We start from the raw sequence: 23,105 nt of genomic DNA, 5'->3' as shown, positions 1-23,105 counted from the left end.
ATGCGCTCCGAGCCACCGGTCGTCCGAGCCGGTCTGACGGTCCTGCTGCTGGTGCCGGTCGCCGTGCTCGCGGCGTTCGTGTGCGCCGGCTGGGCGCCGCTGCGCGCCTTCGACCGGGGCGTCGCGGGCCGACTGCACGAGGTCGCACACGATGTGCCCGCGCTCACCACGGTGATGACCTGGCTGACCGATCTGTTCCAGCCGAACGTGTTCCGGGTCCTCGCGCTGCTCGTGGTGATCTGGCTGGCCCGGCACGGAGCCCGCCGGACCGCGACGTGGGTGGCGGTCACGATGATCGCCGGTGGGATCCTCGGTGGCCTGCTGAAACTGCTGTTCGGCCGGGCCCGCCCGGAGTTCCTGGACCCGGTGGCGTCGGCGGTCGGCTACGCGTTCCCGTCCGGCCACGCGCTGAACAGCGCCTTGGCCGTCACGATCGCCGTGCTGCTCGTCCCGCGCTGGTGGGCGCTGTGGCTGATCCCGGTGCTGACCGCGCTCAGCCGGGTCTATCTGGGGGTGCACTGGACCAGCGACGTCATCGCCGGTCTGCTGCTGGGCGTCGCGGTGCCGCTGCTCACCGCCCGGGCCTTCCGACCGGCCCGGGCGGCCGAGCCGGTGAGTCAGCGGTAACGCAGCAGCGGCGCGTCGATCTGCTCCCACCTGGTGCGCAGCTCGGCGGTCAGGGCGGGCTGCCTGGCGGCCAGGTCGGCCTGCTCGCGCGGGTCGGTCTCGATGTCGTAGAGGGCGTCCGCCCCGGTCGCGGTGAGCCGCAGGTACTTGTACCTCCCACGGCGCAGGGCCCGACCGGACCGGGTACGCCAGAACAGGTCCCGCTCGGGTGCCGCCGCCCCGCGCAGCAGGTATCCGGCGAAGCTGGCACCGTCGAGCGGGTAGTCCGGGTGCGCCCGGGCTCCGGCGATCTCCAGCAGCGTGGCGGTCCAGTCGTGGGTGACCACCGGCTCGTGGCTGACCTGGCCGGACCGGATCCGGGCCGGCCACCGGACGATGGTGGGCACTCGGATGCCACCTTCGTTGAGGCCGGCCTTGTTGCCGGTGAGCGGCCAGTTGTAGGAGAACCGCTCGCCACCGTTGTCACTCTGGAAGATCACCAGCGTGTCGCGCTCCTGGCCGGTCCGGCGCAGCGCGTCGAGCACCTGCCCGATCCGCTGGTCCAGGTTCTCGACCATCTTCTTGTACGTCTCCAGCGAGCCGCCGTCGTTGTGGAAGATGGCCTGCGTGTTCCCCGCCTTGATCTCGGCGGTGATCTCCTCGCTGACCACCCGGTCCCCCGGCGCCTCCCACGGCCAGTGCGGGCTGGTGAAGTTGAGGTGCAGCAGCCACGGCTCGTCGTGCCGCCGCCGCACGAACGCCTCGGCCCGGTCGCCGAGGATGTCGGTGTAGTAGCGGCCGTCGTTCTCGACCGGCGTCTCGCCCTCGTAGAGGTCGTAGTCTCCGGTGTGGCTGTACTTCGAGTAGTAGTCGACGCCGCCGGAGTAGTTGCCGAAGAACTCGTCGAACCCGCTGCGCAGCGGACTGAAGTGCGGCAGGAACCCGCCGTGCCACTTGCCGATCAGCGCGGTCGTGTAGCCGGCCGCCTTCAGCAGCGACGGCAGCGTGGGATGCGCGGCCGGGATGCCGTCGGTGGCGTTGGCGGCCCCGATCGGCTCGGGCAGGCCGCCGGGTGTGCGCCCCGGGAACCTGCCGGTGTAGAGCGCGACCCGGGTCGGTGAGCAGACCGCCCCGGCCGAATACCCGTTGGTGAACCGCACCCCGCCCCGGGCCAGCCGGTCCAGGTGGGGTGTCTCGATCAGCGGCGACCCGTAGCTGCTCAGGTCACCCCAGCCCAGGTCGTCGGCCAGGATGAAGAGGATGTTCGGACGCTTGGAGGTGCCCGGCCGCGCCCGGAACGGCGACTCCTCCGGGCTGCCCGCGAACGCGGCCTCCGAGGTGAGGGTGGTCGCTGCGGCGGCCCCGGCGAGCGCGCCGAAAACCCCGCGCCGGGTGGTCCCACGGTTGGTCACGTCATCTCCTGTGGATCGAGGAAGGCAAGGCGCACATTACCCATCGATCCGATAGGAACAAAGAAGTTGCCGCATTGCGGGACACTCAAGGTCGTGCGACGTCTCCTCACGGCCTGGCGCACCGAACGCGTCTCGATTCCCTGCCGCATGCCGCCCCACACGGCGCTGCATCACATCGCCACCGGCATCGACGCCCCGACTCAGTACCGACTCCAGCAGCATCTGTGGGCCGAGGTGGACTTCATGATCATCGGCCGCGCCGACCAGGACGGCATCCGGATCTGCGCCGCCCGCCCGCACATCACGAACGACCTGCGCACCTACCTGTTCGCCCGGTTCGTCCGGGAGGGGTCGGGAAGCCGCCTGGAGGGCCACTTCGGCTGGCGGCCCTCACAGCGGATCCCCCTCACCGCCGTGGTCGTCTTCCTGGTCCTCGCGTGGTTCGCGGCCCTGGGCTTCGTGGCCCGCTCGCTGTACGTCGGCTACCCCACCGAGCAGGCGGTGTCCTACCTGGTCGTGATCCCGATCGCCCTGGCCGGGCTGCTCGGCATGGCCGCGCTGTGCGTCCGGATCGCCCGCTCGGAGGCCGCCCATCTGCGATCCTGGCTCACCGATCGCCTCGATGTCCCCGGTCCGCCGCCTCCCCGGCCTCAGCCGACTCCGCCCCCGCCCACCAGGATCCGGCCGCCGTCGCCCACCTGACCATCGTGGTGGCGGCATGGGTGGTGCGAGCATGGGGGCATGACGAAGCTGACCGGCCGGGAGATCACCGACGGCACGCCGGAGGGATGGGTCTATCTGCGTAACGCGCTGCGGACCCGGCTGCGGACCGGTGACTTCGCGACCGGGCTGGCGCTGGTGAACGCGATCGGGGGCGCCGCCGAGGCGGTCGATCACCACCCCGACCTGGATCTGCGCTACGGCTGGGTGGACGTGCGGCTGTACAGCCACGACGTGGGCCGGGTGACCGGGCGGGACCTGCGGCTGGCGGCGACGATCAGCGAACTGGCGGCGGCGGCCGGGGTGAGCGCGGGCGCGGACGGGCTGACCGTTCTGGAGCTGGCTCTGGACAGTCCGGGCTTCCCGGAGCAGCTGGGCTTCTGGGAGGCGGTGCTGGGCTATCCGCGCGACGCCGAGGGTGACCTGCTCGACCCGTACCAGAAGGTGCCGTTGATCTGGTTTCAACGCTCCGGGGACGAGGAGCCGCGGCAACGCTGGCACCCGGACCTGTGGGTCGCGCCGGCCGAGGTGGCGCCGCGGATCGAGGCGGCGCTGACCGCCGGTGGGACGCTGGTCAGTGACGCCGACGCGCCGGCGTACTGGGTCCTGGCCGACCCGGAGGGCAACAAGGTCTGCCTGTGCACGTGGCAGGGCCGCGAATGAACCCGGGGCGCCCTGGAGAACCGGGAACGGCGAACGGGGCGGCGTGGACCGAGACCACGCCGCCCCGCCCTCATCCGATCAGGCCGCGACAGGAGCCTGAGCGGTGACCGGAGCCGCCACCCCACCGGACAGGTGCCGTAGGTAGGCCGGCAGGGTGAGGAACTCCGGGCAGGTCCGTTCCGACAGCAGGACGGTGAGCAGGGTCCGCGCCTGGCCGAAGCAGCGGGCGGCCTCCTCGTCCAGTGCGCCGGTCTCGCTGAGGACGTCGAGCTCCTCGCGCAGCATCCGGGCGACCAGGCCGGCCGTGACCGGCACGCCGTAGTCGGTCGGGGTGCCCGAGGAGATCCACTGCCAGAGCTGGGCCCGGCAGATCTCGGCGGTGGCCGCGTCCTCCATCAGGCCACCGAGCGCCACCGCGCCCCGACCGCCCAGCCAGGCGGCGATGTAGCGCAGCGCCACGCTGACGTTGGTCCGCAGTGCGACCTCGGTGACGGAGACGTCGCCGGCCTTGATGTCGAGCAGTTCGACCGCGGTGACCCGCACGTCGTCGCGCTTGCGGACGATCTGGTGCGGTTCGTCGCCGAGCCACTGGTCGAACACCTCACGGCAGGTCTCGACCAGGCCCGGGTGCGCGACCCAGGAGCCGTCGAAGCCGTCGCCGACCTCACGCCGCTTGTCCTGGCGGACCTGGTTGAGGGCCCGCTTCGCGGCGACCGGGTCACGGCTGGGCACGACCGCGGCCATCCCGCCGATCGCGTGTGCGCCACGCTTGTGGCAGGTCTTGACCAGCAGCTCGGTGTAGGCCCGCATGAACGGCGCGGTCATCGTGACCTGCGAACGCTCCGGCAGGACCACGTCCGGACGGTTCTTGATCATGCTGAACAGGTAGTCCCAGCGACCCGCGTTCAGGCCGGCCGAGTGCTCCCGCAGCTCGTACAGGATCTCCTCCATCTCGAATGCGGCGTTGATGGTCTCGATCAGGACGGTGGCCCGGATCGTGCCGCGCGGGATGCCGAGGTACGCCTGGGCGAACACGAAGACGTCGTTCCAGAGGCGGGCCTCCAGGTGCGACTCCATCTTCGGCAGGTAGAAGTAGGGGCCGCTGCCCCGGTCGATCTGCCGCTGCCCGCAGTGGAACAGGTACATGCCGAAGTCGAACAGCGACGCCGACACGGCCCGGCCGCCGATGCGCAGGTGACACTCCGGCAGGTGCCAGCCCCGCGGCCGCACCATGATCGTCGGAACGGTCGCGCCGATCTCGTAGCGCTTGCCGTCCGGCGCGGTGAAGTCCAGCGCACCGTCCAGCGCGTCGCGCAGGTTGAGCTGGCCGAGGATCACGTTGTCCCAGGTGGGCGACGTGGCGTCCTCGAAGTCGGCCATCCAGACCTTCGCACCCGAGTTGAGGGCGTTGATGGTCATCTTGCGTTCCGGCGGGCCGGTGATCTCGACCCGCCGGTCGGTGAGGTCCGCCGCGGCCGGGGCGACCTGCCAGGACAGGTCGTCCCGGATGTGCGACGTGGAGGTGAGGAAGTCCAGGTCGGTGGTACGGGTGGCCCGGCGGCGCCGGCGGCGCTCCAGCAGCTGGACCCGGCGGGCGCCGAACTCGCGGTCAAGCGCCACGATGAACTCGACTGCCTCAGCGGTCAGGATCTCGGAGTAACGGCCTGCGGTCGTACCGGTGATGGTGATCTCTTCGGCGCCCATTGTCTCTACCTACCTGTCGCTGTCGCTGATCAGAACTGCTCGGCCTCGGTGGAACCGGACAGCGCCGTGGTGGAGCTGTCCGGGTTGAGAGCGGTGGAGACGGCGTCGAAGTAACCGGTGCCGACCTCGGCCTGGTGCTTGGTCGCGGTGTAGCCGTCGGCCTCGGCCGCGAACTCGGCCTCCTGCAGCTTCACGTAGGCGCTCATGCCGGTCTGGGCGTAGCCGCGGGCCAGCTCGAACATCGAGTGGTTGAGGGCGTGGAAGCCGGCCAGCGTGACGAACTGGAACTTGTAGCCCATCGCGCCGAGCTCCTTCTGGAAGCGCGCGATCGTGTCGTCGTCCAGGTTCTTCTTCCAGTTGAACGACGGCGAGCAGTTGTACGACAGCAGCTTGCCCGGGTGCTTGGCGTGCACGGCCTCGGCGAACTTGCGGGCGAAGTCGAGGTCCGGCTTGCCGGTCTCCACCCACAGCATGTCGGCGTAGTCGGCGTAGGCGACACCGCGGGCGATCGCGGCGTCGTCACCCGGGGTGACCCGGAAGAAGCCCTCGGAGGTCCGCTCGCCGGTGACGAACGGCTGGTCACGGGGGTCGACGTCGGTGGTCAGCAGGTCGGCCGCGAGAGCGTCGGTGCGGGCGATCACCAGGGTCGGCACACCGGCGACGTCGGCCGCGAGGCGGGCCGCGTTCAGCGTACGGATGTGCTGCTGGGTCGGGATGAGCACCTTGCCGCCGAGGTGGCCGCACTTCTTCTCGCTGGCGAGCTGGTCCTCCCAGTGCACACCGGCGGCACCGGCCGCGATCATGCCCTTCATCAGCTCGAACGCGTTCAGCGGGCCACCGAAACCGGCCTCCGCGTCGGCGACGATCGGGGCGAACCAGTCGCGCTCGTACTTACCGTTCGAGGTGTCGATCTGGTCGGCACGCAGCAGCGCGTTGTTGATCCGGCGGACCACCGCGGGCACCGAGTTCGCCGGGTAGAGCGACTGGTCCGGGTAGGTGTGGCCGGACAGGTTCGCGTCGGCCGCGACCTGCCAGCCGGACAGGTAGATCGCCTTGAGGCCGGCGCGCACCATCTGGGTCGCCTGGCCACCGGTCAGCGAGCCGAGGGCGTTGATGTAGTCCTCGGTGTGCAGGAGCTCCCACAGCTTCGCGGCGCCGCGCTCGGCCAGCGTGTGCCGCTCCTGGAGCGTGCCCCGCAGCTTCACGACGTCCTGCGCGGTGTAGTCACGCTTGATGCCGGCCCAGCGGGGGTTGTTCGCCCACTCCCGGGTGAGGTCCTCAGCGGTACCGCCCCGGTTCTCGAACTCAGTCATCAGAAAAATCCCTTTCCTGCCCTGTCGCGTTCTTCCTCGTGGAAGAACTTCACTCTCACGGATCACACCAGCCCCCATGAAGGCCCTTCTTGAGGAAAGAAGTGAAGAAATTCTGTTAACGTGAAACCCGTGACCGCTTCACTCAATCCCGAGCCATCGGTGGACCTGGTGACCCTGGGCCAGCGACTCCGGCATCTACGCCGCACCCGGGGCATGACCCTCGACCAGCTCAGCGACGCGGTCGGGCGGGCACCGTCCCAGCTGTCGCTCATCGAGAACGGCAAGCGGGAGCCGAAACTGTCGGTGCTCCAGGCGATCGCGGGGGCTCTGGGCGTACCCATGCAGGATCTTCTCCGGCCGGAGGCGCCGAGCCGCCGCGCCGGGCTGGAGATCGAGCTCGCCCACTTCCAGCAGAATCCCGCGTACCAGGCGCTGGGCCTACCGGTGGTGAAGGCGGGCCGGCGCCTGCCGGCCGACGCGCTGGAGTCGCTGATCGGCATGCACCGCGAGCTCAACCGGGTGCTCACCGAGCAGACCGCGACGCCCGAGGTGGCACGGCGCGCCAACGCGCAACTGCGCGCCGACATGCGGCGCCGCGACAACTACTTCGCCGAGATCGAGGCGGCGGCGGCCAAGGTTCTCCAGTCGGTACGGCACACGACCGGCCCGCTGTCCCAACGAGGCATCCTCGACATCGCCGCGCAGATCGGGTTCAGCCTGCACTACGTCAACGACCTGCCGGCCTCCACCCGGTCCGTCACCGACCTGAAGAATCGCCGGATCTATCTCCCCCAGGTGGCCAGCGGCAAAGGCCACGACCCGCGCGCGGTGGTGCTGCAGACACTCGGGCACTTCGTCCTCGGGCACAACGACCCGGCCGACTACGGCGACTTCCTGCGGCAGCGGGTCGAGGTCAACTACTTCGCCGCGGCGCTGCTCATGCCGGAGAAGTTCGCCGTCGACTTCCTCGCCGAGGCCAAAGCCGACCGGGCCCTCGCCATCGACGACTTCCGGGACGCGTTCGGGGTGTCCTACGAGACCGCGGCGCACCGGTTCACCAACCTCGCCACACACCACTTCGGGATTCCGGTGCACTTCGCGCGGGTGCACGAGACCGGGATCGTCTACAAGGCGTATGAGAACGACAACGTGCGCTTCCCGTCCGACGTGACCGGAGCCATCGAGGGGCAGCCGGTGTGCCGCAAGTGGGCGTCCCGCACGGTCTTCGAGGCAGAGGACCCGTATTCGTCGTTCTACCAGTTCACCGACACCGGCGCCGGGACGTACTGGTGCACCGTGCACGTCGAGTCGACCCGCTCCGGGGAGTTCTCGGTGACCGTCGGCACGCCCTACGAGCACGCCCGCTGGTTCCGCGGCGGGGACGTGCCCGGGCGTACCGTGTCGACCTGCCCCGACCCGGACTGCTGCCGCCGCCCGCCGGTCGCCCTGGTGGACCGCTGGTCGGGCAACGCGTGGCCGAGCGCCCGGGTCCACTCGCACCTGCTGGCGGCCCTGCCTCCGGGCACCTTCCCCGGAGTCGACAACCGCGACGTCTACGACTTCCTGGAGCGCCGCGCCTGACCCCCGCCGGGGTGCGTCATCCCAGGAGGGTGTCCAGGCGACGCCGGGCGGCGGTCTCGAAGGGCTGGACCGCCGCCGACAGGCGGGTGTAGAGGTCGTCGCAGGTGGCGCGGGCGGAGGCGATCACCTCGGGTGGGTAGCCGTAACGGATCTGGTGCTCGGCGAACTCGTCCTCGTCGAGCACCGCCACCGAACCGTCCCACTGCCGGATCACGTCCAGATCCAGGTCGACGGCGTGCACCACCCCGTCGACCACCCGCGGCCGGTCGGTGATGTCGATGTAGACGGCGATCGACGACGCCGCCGAGGGCGCGTTGATCGAGGCGATCCAGCAACCGGACTCGGGAACCAGCATCACGAAGTCGTGCAGCTGCGGAAACGTCTCACCGTCACCGCGACGCATGCTGGTCCCGGCCCGGCCGGCGAGCCACAGTCCGTGGTCGTCTTCGCCGAGCGGCTCCAGGTCGCACTCCCAGTGCCGGAGCCCGCCCCATTTGGTGAACCGGACCTCACCGGTCATGCCGGCACCGCGGCGACGGCCTCGATCTCGATCAGCAGGTCCGGCCGGAACAGCCCGGCCACCCGCACCAGCGAACTGGCCGGCGGCCGGGACGTGTCGACGAACTCGTCGCGGATCGACCTGATCGCCGGCAGTTCCTCGGTGCCCGTCACGAAGTAGGTCAGCTTGATCACGTCACCCCAGCCGGCCCCGCCCGCCGCGAGAGCCGCCGCCACGTTGCGGAACGTCAGCCGGGTCTGGTCGGCCCAGCCCTCCGGAACCTTGCCGTCCGCGTCGATCGGCACCTGCCCGGAGATGTAGACGAGCCGGCTGCCCGGCGCGACGACGACGGTGTGGCTGTACCCGTTCGGCGCGGGTGGTCCGGGAAAGTCGATGATCGGCATCCGTCCACCCTAGAGTCAGCCGCGGAGGGTGCGGACCGCGGTCAGCAGGTCCTCCTGGGAGATCGGCGTGACCGGGCCGCCCCGGGCGTCCTGCATGGCCTTGGTCAGCTGGACCCGGCGCAGCACCTCCTTGATGTCGGCGCCGGTCATGCCGGTACTGGCCACACCCAGGGCGGCCAGGTCGAGGTCGTCGGCGAACATCCGGAAGCCGGGTGTCTCGTGGGCGCCGATCAGGCCACGGATCATCTTGCGGAAGATCTCCGCGCGGGACGTCTCGTCGGGTTTCGGGACACTGATCTTGACGTCGAAGCGGCCGGACCGGATCAGCGACTCGTCGACCCGGTGCGGGAAGTTGGTGGTGGCCACCACGATGACGTTCGGGTTCTCCTCGATCAGATCGTTCATCTCCTGCTTGAAGATGCCGGCGACCGCGTTCAGCGCCTGGCTGGCGGCGTCCCCGCCCATCCCGGCGTAGCTGACGATCGAGTCGAACTCGTCGAACAGCATGAGAGTCGGCGTCCGGTAGCGGCGGGCGTCCCGGAAGATCTGCTTGATGTTGCGTTCCGACCCGCCCAGGTACTTGTCGAGGATCTCCGGGGTGCGGATCTCCCGGAAGTCGGCGCCGATCTCGTTGGCCAGCGCGCGGGACAGCATGGTCTTGCCGGTGCCGGGTGGCCCGTACATCAGCAGGCCCTGCGGGCGACGGGCCCCCCACCTGGCCATCGCCTCGGGATGCCGGAAGGAGACGGCTATCTGGCGGAGTTCGGCGACGACGTCGGCGAGCCCGCCGACCATGTCGAGGGTGACCTCCTGGCTGGTGGCGGGGGTGGCGGCCAGGCGGCCGATCACGTAACGGCGGCCGGTCAGCGACTCGGCGCCGGCCAGGTCGGCGACCGCCTGGAGGGTGAGGGTGGCGAAGGCCCGCAGGTGGGCGACGCCGACGGCGTCGCGCGGAATCCGCGATTCGAGGCGGGCGACACCGTCGCTGTAGGTCACCGTCGCTTCGATCCCGGCGACGGCGTCGGCGAGCAGTCCCGGTTCGCGGTCCATCGGCTTCTCCAGACCCAGGGTTCGGTACGCGACAGCCGCGGCCATACCCACTCCGTCGACGAGTCGGGTCACCACCTGGTCCCCGGCGGCGATCCGGCGGGCGAGGAGACGGCCGAGCGGGTCGATGTCGAGGACGATGCCGCGCATCCGCTGCTGGGTGGCCTCCGGCGAGGTCCGGGTCTCGATGCGGGCGGTGAAGACGTGCTCGACGCCGCCGGTGCCGTCGACGGTCAGGTCCACCCGGTGCACCGGGTCCGGCCAGGTGGCCCGCTGGAGCAGGTCGACCGGGTTGACCCGGGCGGCGGCGAGCAGGGTACCGGCGTCGACCAGCTCGACGGTGGCCCCGGCGTGCTGGAAGGTCTCGGTGTGCGGCCGGGTGGAACTCGCGTCGGTCATCTGCCGTCTCCCGCCGGGGTCGGGTGCCTGACGTACTCCCCCAGCGTGACACGCGATCGCATGTCCGGCTGTTTGCCCGGGTCGTGGACGGGAAAACCGGCTGGCATGAGCGACTTCCTGAGCAAGGCCAAGAGTTTCGCCGACCAGCACGACGAGCAGGTGGATCAGGCGCTGGAGAAGGGCGGCGACCAGATCGACGAGCGGACCGGCAACAAGTACTCGGAGCACATCGACCGGGGTGTGGACGAGGCGCAGCGGCGCACCGGCGAGGGCGACACCACCCTGCCGGCCTGAGAAATCCGCTGGCCCGGTCGGTGCCGGCCGGGCCAGGATTCCACGATGGATCAGACCACCAGCGAGATCGTCGAGTTCTACACCGGATATGACGAGGCCGGGCGCCTGGACCGGAGGGCTTCGTTCCAGTTGGAGCGGATCCGGACCGGGGAGCTGCTGGAGCGTTTCCTGCCGGCGGCGCCGGCCTCGGTCCTGGACGTCGGCGGCGGCCCGGGGGCGTACGCTCGTCCGCTGCTCGCCGCCGGCTACCGGGTGCGGCTGGTCGATGTGGTGCCGGCGCATGTCGAGCAGGCGCTGGGCGGGCAGCCGCCGGTGGACGCGGTGGTCGGGGACGCCCGTTCGCTGCCGGAACCGGATCACGCCTATGACGCGACGCTGCTGTTCGGGCCGCTCTACCACCTGCTGGACCGCGCGGACCGGATACGGGCGCTGCGTGAGGCGGTGCGGGTGACCCGGCCGGGCGGGGTGGTGCTGGCCGCGGCGATCTCCCGGTTCGCGGGGCCGCTGGACTTCGCGTCGACGGGCCGGTTCACCTCGGAGCGGCTGTACGCGGAGGCCGAGCAGATCCTCGCCGACGGCCGTAACCATCCGGGGCTGGGGTTCACGCACGCGTACTTCCACCGGGTGTCCGAACTGGCCGATGAGTGCCGGGCGGCCGGGCTGACCGACGTGGCGGTGCACGGCATCGAGGGCCCGGCCTGGCCGGCGGCCGAGGCGGCGGTCGGCACCCCGAACGAGCAGACCGTGCTGGACGGTGCGCTGGCACTGGCCCGGCTCTTCAGTTCCGAGGCGGACGTGATCGCGACGAGCGCCCACCTGATGGCCGTGTCGATCACCCCCGGCGGACGATGACGCCCCGATGAACACGGTGCGAAGATGTCGGCATGCTGGTCGTCTTCGCGCACAGCAACACCGGTTCCACGGTCGCGACGCTGCATCGCGGCGACGGCGTGGTGCTCCAGTTACCCGGCTACGACCGGAAGTACCGGGTGCCGCACGATCTCGCGCACTTCGCCACCGAGCGGACGCTCGAGATGTCCGGCGGGGTCTTCGGCTCGATCGCGGCGGGCGCCGTCTTCAGCAACATGCGGGTGGTGAGCGGCCGTCCGCGCCACGACTCGGTGGCTCGCAGCAGGCTGATCCTGGACGGTTGCAAGCAGAGTCTGGGGCTCGCCGAGCTGCTCGCCGGGATGGTGCACCACGCGGTCGAGACGGACATCCCGGACCAGGCGCCGGTGCTGGTCCGTAAGGCGTGGGGCTCGTTGCGGGCCGGCGAGCCGCCGTGGCCGGACGAGGTGGTCGCCGAGGCCACGACACTCCTGTCCGAGCTGGTCACCGATTTCGAGGCGCGGGGTTCGGTGAAGGTGACCTGGCCCGACCATCTGGTCGCGGAGGTGCCCCAGCCGAAGGGTGTCCGACGCGGCCGCCGGGGCCGCACCTGAAAACCGGTCGGCTGGTCGCCAGAGCTGTTCCGAGGGGTGCCTGACCGCTCTGACGACCAGCCGGGGGTTCACTTCACGTATGTCACGGTGACGTTCGGGTCGGCCGCGTCGCCCGTGGTGTAGACGTACCGCTTGGCCGCGCTGCTCCCGGTCTGGGCGAGCAGCCACTGCGCCGACCAGCGGGCGATCGTCTCGACGCCGACCGCCTGGTCGAGGGTCTGGGCCGAGCTGTCCGGCGCGGCACCGGCCGGGTTCTGCCCGTTGGTGACGCCGTAGTGGTTGGTGCCGGTGACCGAGATGAACGCCTTCGGCGTACCCGCGGTCAGGTGGTAGGTGGAGAGGCCCTCGTCCGGGGTCGCGACACCGTCGGCGAGACCCTGGATGTAGCCCACCGGCACGGTGTTGAGCACCGGCAGGACGATCGAGGTGCCGGAGAGGATGTAGTTGCCGCCGTAGGTGACGACCGCCTCCAGTTCGCTCGGCGCGGTGTTCGCGATCGAGCAGAACGGGATGACGCAGAGCCCGGTGCTCAGGCTGAGCGCGGTCGCGGCCCCGAACGAGTGTCCGGACAGCACGAGCGTGTTCTCGTCGATCCGCCGGTAGAGCGGGGACGCCGGGTTGTCGTCCTCGGCCTCGGCCCAGTCGACGGTCCAGCCGGCCTGCGCGCCCTCGGGGAACAGGCCGCTGGTGCCGAACAGGCTGCGGGTGTGGTTGGGGACGGCCACGACGAAGCCGTACGAGGCGAGCGTCGCCGCGTACGTCGAGTAGTGCGACTTGTCGACGTTCGCGCCCTGAAGGAAGAGCGCGACCGGCAGCCGGGTGCCGGTCGTCGGGTAGTACACGTCGGCACTGTCACCGTTGATCGTCGTGGCGTAGCTCGCGACCGCCGGGGAGGCGCTCGCGGGGGCGGGGGCCGCGGTCAGCGCCGTGGCCAGGGCGGCAGCCGTCGCCGCGACCGCCGTCCGTTTCCAAGAACGGAACAATGTCACATTCATGGATACGGACTATGTCGATCAATCGGTACGCCGTCAAGAGCCGGAATTTTCTGCGACGATGCCGGAGTGACTTCGGCATCCCGCTACCTCAGCGAGCACATCGACGTTCCGGCCGGTGACGTGTACACGTTCACCAGCGACCCGGCCAACCTGCCCGCCTGGGCGCCCGGGCTGGCCACGTCGGTGACCCGCGAGGACGACAGGTGGCTGATCGGCGACGACGGCGCCGAGCTGATCTTCACGCCCCGTAACGAGCTGGGCGTACTGGATCACTGGGTGCGTCCGCCGGATGGCGGCGAGGTGTACGCGCCGATGCGGGTCATCCCGGACGGCGACGGGGCGGAGATCATGTTCACGCTGCGGCGGCTGCCGGGGATGACCGACGACGACTTCGACCAGGACGCCGACGCGGTGCAGGCCGACCTGACCCGGCTCAAAGGGGTGCTCGAGTCCCGTCGCTAGCCAGGGCGTCGGGCTCCACCCGTACCGGCTTCGTCCGTACCGCCGACTTCGTCCGTACCGCCGACTTCGTCCGTACCGCCGACTTCGTCCGTACCGCCAAGAGGAACAGCAGGGCCTGCAGGCCCGGCACCGCCAGGACCACCGCCAACATCGGGCCCCGCGGGTCCATGGCCAGGTGCAGCACCATCATGAGCCCGCTCAGGACCAGCAGGGTGATCCACGCCGCGCGGTCGGCGGGCCGGCGCAGCAGCGACCGACCGCACGGCACGCAGACGAGCGCGAGAACACCGAGGGCCGCGAAGAGCGTGGGAGCGTGCCCGGCGTGACTGCCGGCCAGCACCAGGTGAACGGCGACGCCGGCTACTCCTGCCGCCGCGGCGAGCCGGGCGAGGGCGCCATGGTCCACATCGGGGAGTCTGCCATATAACAGTCGTCCAACGACTGCTTTCGATCATCCTCGCCGCATGGAAAAGTGCAGGGAAACCTGAGGCGACGGCGGAAGGGCCGAATTCGCCCCGAGGCCTCCTTCCGTACGCCTGTCCTCCACCCGGCCCTCCCATGATCCACCAGCGCGCACCGGTCGCCGGTGCCGCAGAAGGAGGAACTACAGTGCGCACCACCCTTGCCCGCTCCGCAGTCACCACCCTGACGGCTGCCGCGATGATCGCCTTCGCCGGCGCCTGCTCGCCCCCGGAGAAGGAGTCCGAGGCCGCCACGAGCAAGGCCGGGACCGCCACCAGCGCCGCCGACCTGGGCGGCCTGGACGCCCTGATCGCCGAGGCCAAGAAGGAGGGCCAGCTCAACGTCATCGCGCTGCCGCCGGACTGGGCCAACTACGGCGAGATCATCAAGGCGTTCGGCGCCAAGTACGGCATCAAGGTCGATTCGGCTCAGCCGGACGGCTCCAGCCAGGACGAGATCAACGCCGCCACCCAGCTCAAGGGCCAGGACACCGCACCCGACGTGTTCGACCTGGGCGTCTCGGTGGCGACCGCGAACACCGCGCTGTTCGCGCCGTACAAGGTGGAGAAGTTCGCCGAGATCCCGGACAGCCTCAAGGACGCGAACGGCACCTGGGTCAACGACTACGGCGGCTACATGTCGATCGGCTACGACAGCGCCAAGGTGCCCGCCCCGACCAGCGTCGCCGACCTGCTGAAGGCCGAGTACAAGGGCAAGGTCGCGCTGAACGGCGACCCGACCCAGGCCGGCGCGGCGTTCGGCGGCGTGCAGATGGCGTCGCTGGCCAACGGCGGCACCGTCGACGACATCACCAAGGGTGTCGAGTTCTTCGCCAACCTGAAGAAGGCGGGCAACTTCCTGCCGGTCGACCCGACCTCGGCCACCATCGAGTCCGGCCAGACCCCGGTCGTCTTCGACTGGGACTACCTGAACGCCGCGCAGTCGAAGAAGCTCTCGACCTGGAAGGTCTTCGTGCCGTCCGGCGCGGTCCTCGGCTCGTACTACGTGCAGGCCGTGAACAAGGACGCCCCGCACCCGGCCGCCGCCCGCCTGTGGCAGGAGTTCCTCTACTCCGACGAGGGCCAGAACCTGTGGCTGAAGGGTGGCGCCCGCCCGGTCCGCGCCGACGCCATGCAGAAGGCCGGCACCATCGACGCGACCGCGTTCGCCGCGCTGCCGACCGTCGAGGGCACCCCGGTCATCCCGACCGAGGCGCAGAGCGCCAAGGCCAAGGAGTACCTGACCGCGAACTGGGCCAAGGCAATTGGCTGAGATCGCCGCGGACGCTCCGCAGCGCGTGGCCTCCCGGCCACGCCTGCGGGGCACCGCCCTGCTCGGTACGGTCCCGTTCTTCGCGTTCGTGACGATCTTCCTGGTCATCCCGACGCTGACGGTGGTGATCGGCGCGTTCACCGGTGACGGCGGGCGCGGCTTCACCCTGGCCAACGTCCGTGCGCTCACCGACGACTACATCATCGACGCGTTCGGCCGCAGCATCGCGCTGTCCGCGTCCAGCGCGCTGATCGGTGCGGTACTCGGTGCCCTGCTGGCGTACGCGCTGGTCACCGGGAGACCGGACGGCCTGCTGCGGCGGCTGGTCACCGCGGCGGCCGGGGTGCTCGCCCAGTTCGGCGGCGTCACGCTGGCCTTCGCGTTCCTGGCCACCATCGGCCTGTCCGGCTTCGTCACGCTCTGGCTCCAGGAACACGGCCTCGACCCGTACGCGAACGGGGTCTGGCTGTTCGAGCTGCCCGGCCTGACGCTCGTCTACACCTACTTCCAGATCCCGCTCATGGTGATCGTCTTCCTGCCCGCGCTGGACGGCATCCGGCCGCAGTGGCGGGAGGCGCACGTCAGCCTGGGCGGCAACACCTGGCAGTACTGGACCCGGGTGGCCGGCCCCCTGCTCGCCCCCGCGTTCCTCGGCTCGACGCTGCTGCTGTTCGCCAACGCCTTCTCCGCGTACGCCACCGCCGCCGCCCTGGTCAGCCAGGGCAGCCCGATCGTCCCGCTGCAGATCCGCGGCGCCCTGACCAGCGAGGTCGTGCTCGGCCAGGCCAACCTCGGCAAGGCGATGGCGCTCGGCATGGTGGTCGTGGTCGCCGTGGTGATGGCCCTCTACTCGCTGCTGCAGAAGAGGACCGCGAAATGGCTCGGGTGATCTTCAGGTGGACCGTCCTGTCCGTGATGGGGGTGTTCTTCCTACTGCCGCTGGTCGCGATGGTGGAGTTCAGCACCCGGGACGCGAAGACCTGGCCGCTGCTGCTGGACTGGCCGCGGCTGAGTGCGGAGTACCCGGCGCTGGCCGAGGGCATCGTGGCCTCGCTGCTGCAGGCGGCGCTCACCTCGCTGCTGATGCTGGTGCTGCTGGTACCGACCGCGGTCTGGGTCCGACTGCGGCTGCCCCGGCTGCGCCGGCTGGTCGAGTTCCTCTGCCTGCTGCCGCTGACCATCCCGGCGATCGTGCTGGTGGTCGGCCTGGCCCCGGTGTACGCCTGGGTCAACTACTTCCTCGGCGGCTCGTCGCTGACGCTGGTGTTCGCCTACACCGTCCTGGTGCTGCCGTACGCGTACCGGGCGATCGACGCCGGCCTGTCCGCGATCGACGTGAAGACGCTGGCCGAGGCCGCCCGCGGCCTGGGCGCCGGCTGGTTCACCGTGATCGTGCGGGTGGTGCTGCCGAACATCCGCTCGGCCGTGCTGTCCGCGGCGTTCCTGACCGTGGCGTTGGTGCTCGGCGAGTTCACCATCGCGTCGCTACTGCATCGCACCAACCTGCAGGTCTCCATCGAGTACCTGGGCAAGAGCAGTGCCGGGGTGTCGGTGGCGGTGTCGCTGGCCGCGCTGCTGCTCGCGTTCGTGCTCCTGCTCGTCCTCTCGCTGGCGGGCAACTCCAAGAAGGGGAAGACCTCATGAACGACCGAAGGGAGTTCATCATTCAGCTCAGGTCCCTCGGTCATGACTTCCCGGAGCGCAGCGGAGGGAACTCATGACCGGCGTCGCCGTTCACCTCGACGGGCTGCGCCGCACGTTCGGCACCGTGCACGCCCTCGACGACCTGGACCTGTCGATCGAGCCGGGCGAGCTGATCGCGCTGCTCGGGCCGTCCGGCTGCGGCAAGACCACCGCGCTGCGGATCCTGGCCGGGCTGGAGGAGGCCACCGCCGGTCGGGTCCTGGTCGATGGCAGGGACATCACGCGGGTGCCGGCCAACCGTCGCGGGATGGGGATGGTGTTCCAGGCGTACAGCCTGTTCCCGCACCTGAACGCCCTGCAGAACGTGGAGTTCGGCCTGCGCCTGCGCCGTTCGAACCGGACCAGGGCCGCCGAGATGCTGGACCTGGTCGGTCTCGGCAGCTTCGGCAGCCGGTACCCCAACCAGCTCTCCGGTGGGCAGCAGCAGCGTGTCGCCCTGGCCCGGGCGCTCGCGATCGAGCCGCAGGTGCTGCTGCTCGACGAGCCGCTGTCGGCGCTGGACGCCAAGGTCCGGGTGCAGTTGCGCGACGAGATCCGCCGGATCCAGACCGAGGTCGGCACCACCACCCTGTTCGTCACCCACGACCAGGAGGAGGCCCTGGCGGTCGCCGACCGGGTCGGCGTGATGCGCGCCGGGAAGCTGGAGCAGCTGGCCACCCCGTCGGAGGTCTACCTGCGGCCGGCGACCGCGTTCGTGGCCGACTTCGTCGGCACCAGCAACCGTCTGCCGGGCACTGTGACCGGCGGCGGGGTCGATGTGCTCGGCAACCGGCTGCCGCTGGTGAGCCCGCACTCCGAGGGTGCGGTGATCGCGCTGATCCGGCCCGAGGCGGTCGAGGTGACGCCCGATCCGGACTCCACCGCGAAGGTCCTGACCAGCAGTTTCCTCGGCCCGACGAGCCGGGTCACGGTGACCGTCGGGGACCACCTGGTGATCGCCCAGGTGCCGAGCGGACGGCTGCCGGAGCTGACCCCGGGCACCGGTGTCCGGGTCACGATCCAGCCGGTTGCGGTCGCCCTGGAATAGACGCGGATTAACGCAGGCGTTACAGTCGGGGTTCCTGGGAGCGCTCCCAGGGCGGGTTCCCCCACTGCCGGTCCCCAACGGCAGCCCGCACCCATCCCCCGAGGTGATGCCTTCGTGAAACGCCGGACAGCAACGGTCCTGACCACGGTACTCGCCGTGGCCGCGGCATCGACCGCCGCCTTCTTCGCGCTCCCGGCCAGCGCGGAGACGGCGGCGTTCGCCGTGCAGAGCTCGTGGAACACCGGGTACCAGGCCCAGGTGACCGTCAACAACAACACGTCGTCGGCGATCAGCACGTGGAAGGTTCAGTTGACCTTCCCGGCCGGCACGACCGTCGGCCAGTCCTGGAACACGACGCAGGCCGTCAGCGGCAACACGTACACGTTCACGCCGGCCGGCTGGAACGCCACGATCGCGGCCGGCTCCTCCACCAGCTTCGGCCTCATCACCAACGGCACCGGCCAGCCGACCAGCTGCCTGGTCAACGGCCAGGTGTGCACCGGAACGACGACCCCGTCACCGTCTGTTTCAGTAACGACCTCCACCCCGCCCACCACGGGGACTCCGGTGCAGGTCAACGGACAGCTCAAGGTCTGCGGGACCAAGCTCTGCAACGAGAGCGGTCAGGCGGTCCAGCTCAAGGGCATGAGCACGCACGGCATCCAGTGGTTCCCGAACTGCTACACCGACGCCTCGCTGGACGTGCTCGCCGATGAGTGGAGCGCCGACCTGTTCCGGATCTCGATGTACGTGCAGGAGCAGGGCTACGAGACCGACCCGGCCGGGTTCACGAACCGGGTGAACAACCTGGTCGAGGAGGCCACCGAGCGCGGCATGTACGCGCTGATCGACTTCCACATCCTCACGCCCGGCGACCCGGCGTACAACCTGGAGCGGGCCAAGACCTTCTTCGCCCAGGTGTCGGCCCGGCACGCGAACAAGAAGAACGTCATCTACGAGATCGCCAACGAACCGAACGGCGTGAGCTGGGCGCAGATCAAGAACTACGCCGACCAGGTCATCCCGGTGATCCGGGCGAACGACCCGGACGGCGTCGTGATCGTCGGCACCCGGGGCTGGTCGTCGCTGGGCGTCTCGGAGGGCGGCAACTCCTCGGAGATCGTGAACAACCCGGTCAGCGCCTCGAACGTGATGTACGCGTTCCACTACTACGCGGCCTCGCACAAGGACAACTATCGCGCCGAGGTGGAGCGGGCCGCGGCCTCGCTGCCGCTGTTCGTGACCGAGTTCGGCACGGTGACCTACACCGGGGACGGCGCGGTCGACGTGGCGAGCAGCAACGCCTGGTTCGACCTGCTGGACCGGCTCAAGATCGGATACGCCAACTGGACGTATTCGGACGCGAGCGAGGGTAGCGCCGCCTTCAAGCCCGGCACCTGCAACGCCGGTTCCTTCGCCGGCACCGGTTCGCTCACCGAGTCGGGCGCGCTGCTGCGCAACCGCATCCGCGCCTGATCCGCGAGCCGACCCGTGAGCTCCGCCGGGCCCGCCTCCCTTCCACCGGGCGGGCCCGGCGGCCTATTTCAAAAGAGTCCACTTATATAAGCCGCATCTGATAGGGTCCTGCTCGTGCATGCGTTCGACGTACTCGGTGATCCGGTCCGCCGCCGGATCCTCGAGCTGCTCGCCGAGGGTGAGCAGACCTCCGGCGCCGTCACCGCGGTCATCCGCGCGGAGTTCGGCATCACCCAGCCGGCCGTGTCCCAGCACCTGCGGGTGCTGCGGGACAACGGCTTCGCCACCGTGCGGCCCGACGGCGCGCGCCGCCTCTACGCGGTCGACCACACCGCGCTACGGCAGGTGGACGAGTGGCTGGCCCCGTTCCGGAGGTTCTGGACGCCGCACCTGTCCGCGATGGCCACCGAGGTGGCTCGCGGCAAACGCCTTCGGCGACTCGGCGAGGGCGTCGGGACCAGCGATGCGAGGAGCGCACGATGATCGAGGTCAAAGAGCAGATCAGCAGCGTACGGCGGACGATCGGCACCCGCGTGCTGGAGGCCGGTGAGGCGCGCGTGATGACGATCAGCCAGGCCTACGACACCGACCAGGACGACCTGTGGGACGTGGTCACCAATCCGGAGCGGATCCCACGGTGGTTCCTGCCGGTCTCCGGTGAGCTGCGCCTGGGCGGGAAGTACCAGTTCGAGGGCAACGCCGGTGGCACGATCACGAAGTGCGAGAAGCCGCACGCGGTCGGCGCCACCTGGGAGTTCGGCGAGCAGGTGAGCTGGGTCGAGGTGCGGCTGACCCCGGAGGGCGACGGGCGGACCCGGTTCGAGCTGGAACACGTGGCGCACGTCGACGACGAGCACTGGGAGCAGTACGGTCCGGGCGCCGTCGGCCTGGGCTGGGAGGGCGCGTTCTGGGGTCTGGCCAACCACCTGGCGAACCCCGAGGCGACGATCACGCCGGAGGCCGCGATGGAGTGGGCGATGTCGCCCGATGGCATCACGTTCATGCGGCTCAGCGCCGACGCGTGGACCGAGGCCGACATCGCCTTCGGCACCGACCCGGAGCAGGCCCGCCGCCAGGCCGCGAACACCTTGAAGGCCTACACCGGCCAGGAGTGACCCGTCCGCGGCCCGGCCACCCGCCCGGCGACCGGACCGCGGACGAGGGCGGCTACAGGCGGGCGGGCAGGGCCGGTCCGCGCAGGCGTCCTCGGACGGCCTCGGCCCGGTCCCGGGCCGGGGTGATCCGGTCGCGCAGCGTCAGCCAGGTACGGACGGCCCGGACCCGGGGTGTGCGGCGGCACTCGGTGGCCGGCTGATAGCCGAAGCGGGTCAGCCGGTCCCCGAAGACCGCCTCGCACCTGGCGATCTCGTCCGCGGTCAGGCGCTCCTGCCAGCTACTGACCCGGGCCGTGGTGACGTCCGAGCGGGTCAGCGCGTGCCACGTCTTGTACTCCGGAACCGCGACCGGGGCGAGCTCGGACGGGCGGGCCATCGCCGGGTCGTAGTCCTCGCCGAGGAACCCGCAGATCCGGCGCAGATGCGGTTCCGGGTCGGCGACCAGGTCCTCGTAGCGGACCTGGTGGAAACCGTCGCCGGGTAGGGTACGGGCGGCGCGCAGCGCGTTGTCGGCGGACCGGGCCCACACGTCGATCAGCTCGTCGAGATCACCGGAGATCCACGGAGCCTCCTTCAGCGACGCCACGCAGTCCCGGCCGTCGCGCATGATGTTGACGATCTGCGCGTCCGGGAAGAGCCGCCGGATGGTCGGCAGGTGCCGCAGGTAGAGCGGGCGCTTGTCACCCCAGCGTGGTTTGCCGAAGCGGTGGGCGTACATCCGGAAGACCGTCCCGAACGCCGAACCGAGCGTCGGTGGCGCCGACGTGATCGCGGTGACCACCGCCTCGGCCTCCAGGCCGAGATCGCCGAAGTGCGGCGTGCCGGTGATCCACTCGCCGAGCGCCCGCCGCCGTGCCGGGTCGCCGAGGTCGCCGAACTCGTGCCGGCGCGCGTAGCCGGGTAGCAGGAACCGGCTCTCCGGGGGCAGCGCGATCCGGGGATGGGCGTGCAGCATGAGCTGCAGCATGGTCGTGCCCGATCGTGGGCAGCCGACGACGAAGATCGGTCGGTCAGACATGCCTTAGACCGTAAAATAAGTATTGTCCGTTTTGCAAAAAAGAGGCATATATGACCGGTGAAGAGCTGCTGCGCTACTGTCTCGCCAAGCCCGGCGCCTGGCCCGACGAGCCATGGGAGGGCGACACCGTGGCCAAGGTCGGCGCCAAGATCTTCGCGTTCCTCGGCGGCGGCGACACCGTCGGCGTCAAGTGCGGCAAGGGTCGCGATCTGGCCGACGAGTGGCTGGACCGCTACCCGGCCGACGCCACGGCCAGCGCCTACATCGGTCGGCACGGCTGGAACACGCTACGGCTCGGCGGCGCCATCCCGGACGACGAGATCTACGAGGCGGTCGACGCGTCCTACGACGCGGTGGTGGCCACCCTGCCGAGGAAGGACCGCCCCTGACGGCCGGGGGCGAGCCGGCGGACCAGTGCCGGCTCGCCCCCGGACAGGTCAGGCGAGCTTCTTGGACTTGGTGATCGCGGCGGTCAGCGCCTCGAGCAGCGGAGCCGAGCCGGCCCAGGAGTAGATCGGGACGGCCTGCCACGGGAAGACCTGGTTGGCCTTGACCGCGGGCAGCGCGCTCCAGCCCGGCTTCGACGCCAGGTCGTTGGGCTGCAGGGTGCCGGTACGGGCGTCCAGCCAGATGATGTCGGCGTGGTACTTGTCGGCATTTTCCCAGCTCAGCGACTCGTAGTAGTCACCGCCGTCGGTCTTCTCCGGGACGATGACGTCGACGCCGAGCTCCTTGAAGTACATCAGGTCGGACGACACCTTCGGGTTCGACACGTAGAAGATGTCGGCCGCACCGGAACCGGCCAGCACCTTGATGCCACCGGCGGCCTTGGCGGCGGCGGACAGGTCGGCGGCCGCCTTCTCGAAGCGGGCCTTGTCGGCCACCACCTTCGGCGCGTTCAGGTCGGCACCCAGCGACTCGGCCAGCTCGGCGTACCGCTCGATCGGCTTGGTCAGCGGGACCCGGCCGACGGTGATGGTGGCGGTCGGGGCGAGCTTGAGGATCTGGTCCTTGCTCTCGTCCGGGATGTACCAGTAGGCGCCCGGGTCGAACATGTGGGTGACCAGCAGCTCCGGCGCGAGCGCGGCGTACTTCTCGACCGAGAACTCGCCCCACGCGTTGCCGATGATCTGGACCTTGTTGATGTCCAGCGAGCCGGCCTGCGCCTCGGCGGTGCCGTCGGTCTTCTTGGTCTCGCCGAAGACGCCGACGATCTTGTCCTGGAGACCGAGGTCGACGAGCGCGGCGGCGGTGCCGGTGAACGCGACGACCTTCGACGGGGTCTTGTCGGCCTTCAGGTCCTTGGGCTGGTCGTCGGTGAACGCCCAGGGGCCGGCGGCGGTGGCGGAGGCGGCCGGCGATGACCCGCTCTCGTCCTTGTTGCCACCGCAGGCGGCGAGCAGCGCGCCGACACCGGCAGCGCCACCGGCGGCCAGCAGGCCACGACGGGACAAGGAAAGCTGTGAATACTTCATCGTCAAGTCTTTCTG

At 70.2% G+C, this 23,105-nt stretch carries 26 protein-coding genes; 16 read left to right on the top strand and 10 right to left on the bottom strand.

Annotation, left to right across the window (positions count from 1 at the left end; all coding sequences use genetic code 11):
- Positions 1-627 (top strand): phosphatase PAP2 family protein, encoded by a 627-nt coding sequence (locus Q0Z83_RS03315; RefSeq protein ID WP_317792280.1) that lies wholly within the window; start codon positions 1-3, stop codon positions 625-627.
- Here the strand turns inward: Q0Z83_RS03315 and Q0Z83_RS03310 are convergent.
- On the bottom strand, positions 618-2,018 hold the full coding sequence (locus tag Q0Z83_RS03310; protein ID WP_317792279.1) for a sulfatase-like hydrolase/transferase: 1,401 nt from the start codon (positions 2,016-2,018) through the stop codon (positions 618-620). The genes Q0Z83_RS03315 and Q0Z83_RS03310 overlap by 10 nt on opposite strands.
- Positions 2,019-2,111: 93 nt before the next feature.
- Between Q0Z83_RS03310 and Q0Z83_RS03305 the strand changes: the two genes are divergently transcribed.
- Positions 2,112-2,720 carry a hypothetical protein gene (locus Q0Z83_RS03305; protein WP_317792278.1) on the top strand — a complete coding sequence of 203 codons (609 nt, stop codon included), beginning with the start codon at positions 2,112-2,114 and terminating at the stop codon, positions 2,718-2,720.
- 39 nt (positions 2,721-2,759) lie between these two features.
- On the top strand, positions 2,760-3,401 hold the full coding sequence (locus tag Q0Z83_RS03300) for a 4a-hydroxytetrahydrobiopterin dehydratase (protein WP_317792277.1): 642 nt from the start codon (positions 2,760-2,762) through the stop codon (positions 3,399-3,401).
- Between the two features lie 78 nt (positions 3,402-3,479).
- Here the strand turns inward: Q0Z83_RS03300 and aceB are convergent, their stop codons facing one another.
- Positions 3,480-5,105 carry a malate synthase A gene (aceB, locus tag Q0Z83_RS03295; RefSeq protein WP_317792276.1) on the bottom strand — a complete coding sequence of 542 codons (1,626 nt, stop codon included), beginning with the start codon at positions 5,103-5,105 and terminating at the stop codon, positions 3,480-3,482.
- 29 nt (positions 5,106-5,134) lie between these two features.
- Positions 5,135-6,418: an isocitrate lyase gene (gene aceA, locus Q0Z83_RS03290; protein ID WP_317792275.1), complete on the bottom strand. Its 1,284-nt coding sequence runs from the start codon at positions 6,416-6,418 to the stop codon at positions 5,135-5,137.
- Between the two features lie 129 nt (positions 6,419-6,547).
- On the opposite strand from aceA, the gene Q0Z83_RS03285 reads away from it, so the two are divergent.
- Positions 6,548-7,999: a helix-turn-helix domain-containing protein gene (locus Q0Z83_RS03285; RefSeq protein ID WP_317792274.1), complete on the top strand. Its 1,452-nt coding sequence runs from the start codon at positions 6,548-6,550 to the stop codon at positions 7,997-7,999.
- 16 nt (positions 8,000-8,015) lie between these two features.
- Here Q0Z83_RS03285 and Q0Z83_RS03280 read toward each other — a convergent pair whose 3' ends face one another.
- From Q0Z83_RS03280 to Q0Z83_RS03270, 3 genes are read right to left on the bottom strand one after another with little or no spacing between them, the layout of a single operon-like run.
- A complete protein-coding gene (locus tag Q0Z83_RS03280; protein WP_317792273.1) occupies positions 8,016-8,519 on the bottom strand; it encodes a DUF402 domain-containing protein in 504 nt (167 codons plus the stop codon).
- A complete protein-coding gene (locus Q0Z83_RS03275) occupies positions 8,516-8,902 on the bottom strand; it encodes a RidA family protein (RefSeq protein WP_317792272.1) in 387 nt (128 codons plus the stop codon). The genes Q0Z83_RS03280 and Q0Z83_RS03275 overlap by 4 nt, the downstream gene beginning before the upstream one ends.
- A 15-nt stretch (positions 8,903-8,917) precedes the next feature.
- The gene (locus Q0Z83_RS03270; protein ID WP_317792271.1) at positions 8,918-10,348 is read right to left on the bottom strand and encodes an ATP-binding protein; all 1,431 of its coding nucleotides are present in this window, start codon (positions 10,346-10,348) and stop codon (positions 8,918-8,920) included.
- A 105-nt stretch (positions 10,349-10,453) separates the two neighbouring features.
- On the opposite strand from Q0Z83_RS03270, the gene Q0Z83_RS03265 reads away from it, so the two are divergent.
- The 3 genes from Q0Z83_RS03265 to Q0Z83_RS03255 are packed head-to-tail and all read left to right on the top strand — an operon-like array spanning position 10,454 to position 12,084.
- A complete protein-coding gene (locus Q0Z83_RS03265) occupies positions 10,454-10,642 on the top strand; it encodes an antitoxin (protein ID WP_317792270.1) in 189 nt (62 codons plus the stop codon).
- Positions 10,643-10,687: 45 nt separating this feature from the next.
- Complete coding sequence (locus Q0Z83_RS03260; RefSeq protein WP_317792269.1) at positions 10,688-11,494, top strand: class I SAM-dependent methyltransferase; 807 nt, start codon at positions 10,688-10,690, stop codon at positions 11,492-11,494.
- Between the two features lie 32 nt (positions 11,495-11,526).
- Positions 11,527-12,084 carry a hypothetical protein gene (locus Q0Z83_RS03255; RefSeq protein WP_317792268.1) on the top strand — a complete coding sequence of 186 codons (558 nt, stop codon included), beginning with the start codon at positions 11,527-11,529 and terminating at the stop codon, positions 12,082-12,084.
- Between the two features lie 68 nt (positions 12,085-12,152).
- Here Q0Z83_RS03255 and Q0Z83_RS03250 read toward each other — a convergent pair whose 3' ends face one another.
- A complete protein-coding gene (locus Q0Z83_RS03250; protein ID WP_317792267.1) occupies positions 12,153-13,079 on the bottom strand; it encodes an alpha/beta hydrolase family protein in 927 nt (308 codons plus the stop codon).
- A gap of 66 nt (positions 13,080-13,145) precedes the next feature.
- Between Q0Z83_RS03250 and Q0Z83_RS03245 the strand changes: the two genes are divergently transcribed.
- On the top strand, positions 13,146-13,541 hold the full coding sequence (locus Q0Z83_RS03245; RefSeq protein WP_317792266.1) for an SRPBCC family protein: 396 nt from the start codon (positions 13,146-13,148) through the stop codon (positions 13,539-13,541).
- Here the strand turns inward: Q0Z83_RS03245 and Q0Z83_RS03240 are convergent.
- Positions 13,513-13,947 carry a hypothetical protein gene (locus Q0Z83_RS03240; protein ID WP_317792265.1) on the bottom strand — a complete coding sequence of 145 codons (435 nt, stop codon included), beginning with the start codon at positions 13,945-13,947 and terminating at the stop codon, positions 13,513-13,515. The two genes, Q0Z83_RS03245 and Q0Z83_RS03240, sit on opposite strands and share 29 nt — an antisense overlap.
- Positions 13,948-14,150: 203 nt before the next feature.
- On the opposite strand from Q0Z83_RS03240, the gene Q0Z83_RS03235 reads away from it, so the two are divergent.
- From Q0Z83_RS03235 to Q0Z83_RS03205, 7 genes are all read left to right on the top strand, one after another.
- Positions 14,151-15,275 carry an ABC transporter substrate-binding protein gene (locus tag Q0Z83_RS03235; protein ID WP_317792264.1) on the top strand — a complete coding sequence of 375 codons (1,125 nt, stop codon included), beginning with the start codon at positions 14,151-14,153 and terminating at the stop codon, positions 15,273-15,275.
- Positions 15,268-16,164, top strand: coding sequence for an ABC transporter permease (locus Q0Z83_RS03230; RefSeq protein WP_317792263.1), 897 nt, complete (start codon positions 15,268-15,270; stop codon positions 16,162-16,164). The genes Q0Z83_RS03235 and Q0Z83_RS03230 overlap by 8 nt, the downstream gene beginning before the upstream one ends.
- Positions 16,152-16,919 carry an ABC transporter permease gene (locus tag Q0Z83_RS03225; protein WP_317792262.1) on the top strand — a complete coding sequence of 256 codons (768 nt, stop codon included), beginning with the start codon at positions 16,152-16,154 and terminating at the stop codon, positions 16,917-16,919. Before Q0Z83_RS03230 ends, Q0Z83_RS03225 begins: the two co-directional genes overlap by 13 nt.
- 73 nt (positions 16,920-16,992) lie before the next feature.
- Entirely contained in the window at positions 16,993-18,006 is a 1,014-nt protein-coding gene (locus Q0Z83_RS03220; protein ID WP_317792261.1) for an ABC transporter ATP-binding protein, read from the top strand.
- Positions 18,007-18,120: 114 nt separating this feature from the next.
- Positions 18,121-19,482: a cellulase family glycosylhydrolase gene (locus Q0Z83_RS03215; RefSeq protein WP_317792260.1), complete on the top strand. Its 1,362-nt coding sequence runs from the start codon at positions 18,121-18,123 to the stop codon at positions 19,480-19,482.
- A gap of 114 nt (positions 19,483-19,596) precedes the next feature.
- Positions 19,597-19,965, top strand: coding sequence for an ArsR/SmtB family transcription factor (locus tag Q0Z83_RS03210; RefSeq protein ID WP_093611827.1), 369 nt, complete (start codon positions 19,597-19,599; stop codon positions 19,963-19,965).
- Positions 19,962-20,597 (top strand): SRPBCC family protein, encoded by a 636-nt coding sequence (locus Q0Z83_RS03205; RefSeq protein WP_317792259.1) that lies wholly within the window; start codon positions 19,962-19,964, stop codon positions 20,595-20,597. Before Q0Z83_RS03210 ends, Q0Z83_RS03205 begins: the two co-directional genes overlap by 4 nt.
- A 52-nt stretch (positions 20,598-20,649) precedes the next feature.
- On the opposite strand, the gene Q0Z83_RS03200 is transcribed toward Q0Z83_RS03205, so the two are convergent.
- Positions 20,650-21,615 carry a sulfotransferase family protein gene (locus tag Q0Z83_RS03200; RefSeq protein WP_317792258.1) on the bottom strand — a complete coding sequence of 322 codons (966 nt, stop codon included), beginning with the start codon at positions 21,613-21,615 and terminating at the stop codon, positions 20,650-20,652.
- A 50-nt stretch (positions 21,616-21,665) separates the two neighbouring features.
- Between Q0Z83_RS03200 and Q0Z83_RS03195 the strand changes: the two genes are divergently transcribed.
- Positions 21,666-22,004, top strand: coding sequence for an MmcQ/YjbR family DNA-binding protein (locus tag Q0Z83_RS03195; protein WP_317792257.1), 339 nt, complete (start codon positions 21,666-21,668; stop codon positions 22,002-22,004).
- Between the two features lie 48 nt (positions 22,005-22,052).
- Here the strand turns inward: Q0Z83_RS03195 and Q0Z83_RS03190 are convergent, their stop codons facing one another.
- A complete protein-coding gene (locus Q0Z83_RS03190) occupies positions 22,053-23,090 on the bottom strand; it encodes an ABC transporter substrate-binding protein (RefSeq protein ID WP_317792256.1) in 1,038 nt (345 codons plus the stop codon).
- Between the last annotated feature and the right edge of the window lie 15 nt (positions 23,091-23,105).

The sequence above is a fragment of the Actinoplanes sichuanensis genome (assembly GCF_033097365.1).
Classification (GTDB): Bacteria; Actinomycetota; Actinomycetes; order Mycobacteriales; family Micromonosporaceae; genus Actinoplanes; species Actinoplanes sichuanensis.
The sequence above is the reverse complement of the archived record's forward strand: the minus strand, read 5'-3'. Positions and strand labels throughout refer to the sequence as shown.

What these genes read in the sequence shown, in the direction of transcription:
- Q0Z83_RS03315 (WP_317792280.1), top strand. Translation starts at nt 1, where the DNA reads ATGCGCTCCGAGCCACCGGTCGTCCGAGCCGGTCTGACGGTCCTGCTG.
- Q0Z83_RS03300 (WP_317792277.1), top strand. Translation starts at nt 2,760, where the DNA reads ATGACGAAGCTGACCGGCCGGGAGATCACCGACGGCACGCCGGAGGGA.
- aceB (WP_317792276.1), bottom strand. Translation starts at nt 5,105, where the DNA reads ATGGGCGCCGAAGAGATCACCATCACCGGTACGACCGCAGGCCGTTAC.
- aceA (WP_317792275.1), bottom strand. Translation starts at nt 6,418, where the DNA reads ATGACTGAGTTCGAGAACCGGGGCGGTACCGCTGAGGACCTCACCCGG.
- Q0Z83_RS03280 (WP_317792273.1), bottom strand. Translation starts at nt 8,519, where the DNA reads ATGACCGGTGAGGTCCGGTTCACCAAATGGGGCGGGCTCCGGCACTGG.
- Q0Z83_RS03275 (WP_317792272.1), bottom strand. Translation starts at nt 8,902, where the DNA reads ATGCCGATCATCGACTTTCCCGGACCACCCGCGCCGAACGGGTACAGC.
- Q0Z83_RS03270 (WP_317792271.1), bottom strand. Translation starts at nt 10,348, where the DNA reads ATGACCGACGCGAGTTCCACCCGGCCGCACACCGAGACCTTCCAGCAC.
- Q0Z83_RS03265 (WP_317792270.1), top strand. Translation starts at nt 10,454, where the DNA reads ATGAGCGACTTCCTGAGCAAGGCCAAGAGTTTCGCCGACCAGCACGAC.
- Q0Z83_RS03260 (WP_317792269.1), top strand. Translation starts at nt 10,688, where the DNA reads ATGGATCAGACCACCAGCGAGATCGTCGAGTTCTACACCGGATATGAC.
- Q0Z83_RS03255 (WP_317792268.1), top strand. Translation starts at nt 11,527, where the DNA reads ATGCTGGTCGTCTTCGCGCACAGCAACACCGGTTCCACGGTCGCGACG.
- Q0Z83_RS03250 (WP_317792267.1), bottom strand. Translation starts at nt 13,079, where the DNA reads ATGAATGTGACATTGTTCCGTTCTTGGAAACGGACGGCGGTCGCGGCG.
- Q0Z83_RS03225 (WP_317792262.1), top strand. Translation starts at nt 16,152, where the DNA reads ATGGCTCGGGTGATCTTCAGGTGGACCGTCCTGTCCGTGATGGGGGTG.
- Q0Z83_RS03220 (WP_317792261.1), top strand. Translation starts at nt 16,993, where the DNA reads ATGACCGGCGTCGCCGTTCACCTCGACGGGCTGCGCCGCACGTTCGGC.
- Q0Z83_RS03205 (WP_317792259.1), top strand. Translation starts at nt 19,962, where the DNA reads ATGATCGAGGTCAAAGAGCAGATCAGCAGCGTACGGCGGACGATCGGC.
- Q0Z83_RS03200 (WP_317792258.1), bottom strand. Translation starts at nt 21,615, where the DNA reads ATGTCTGACCGACCGATCTTCGTCGTCGGCTGCCCACGATCGGGCACG.
- Q0Z83_RS03195 (WP_317792257.1), top strand. Translation starts at nt 21,666, where the DNA reads ATGACCGGTGAAGAGCTGCTGCGCTACTGTCTCGCCAAGCCCGGCGCC.
- Q0Z83_RS03190 (WP_317792256.1), bottom strand. Translation starts at nt 23,090, where the DNA reads ATGAAGTATTCACAGCTTTCCTTGTCCCGTCGTGGCCTGCTGGCCGCC.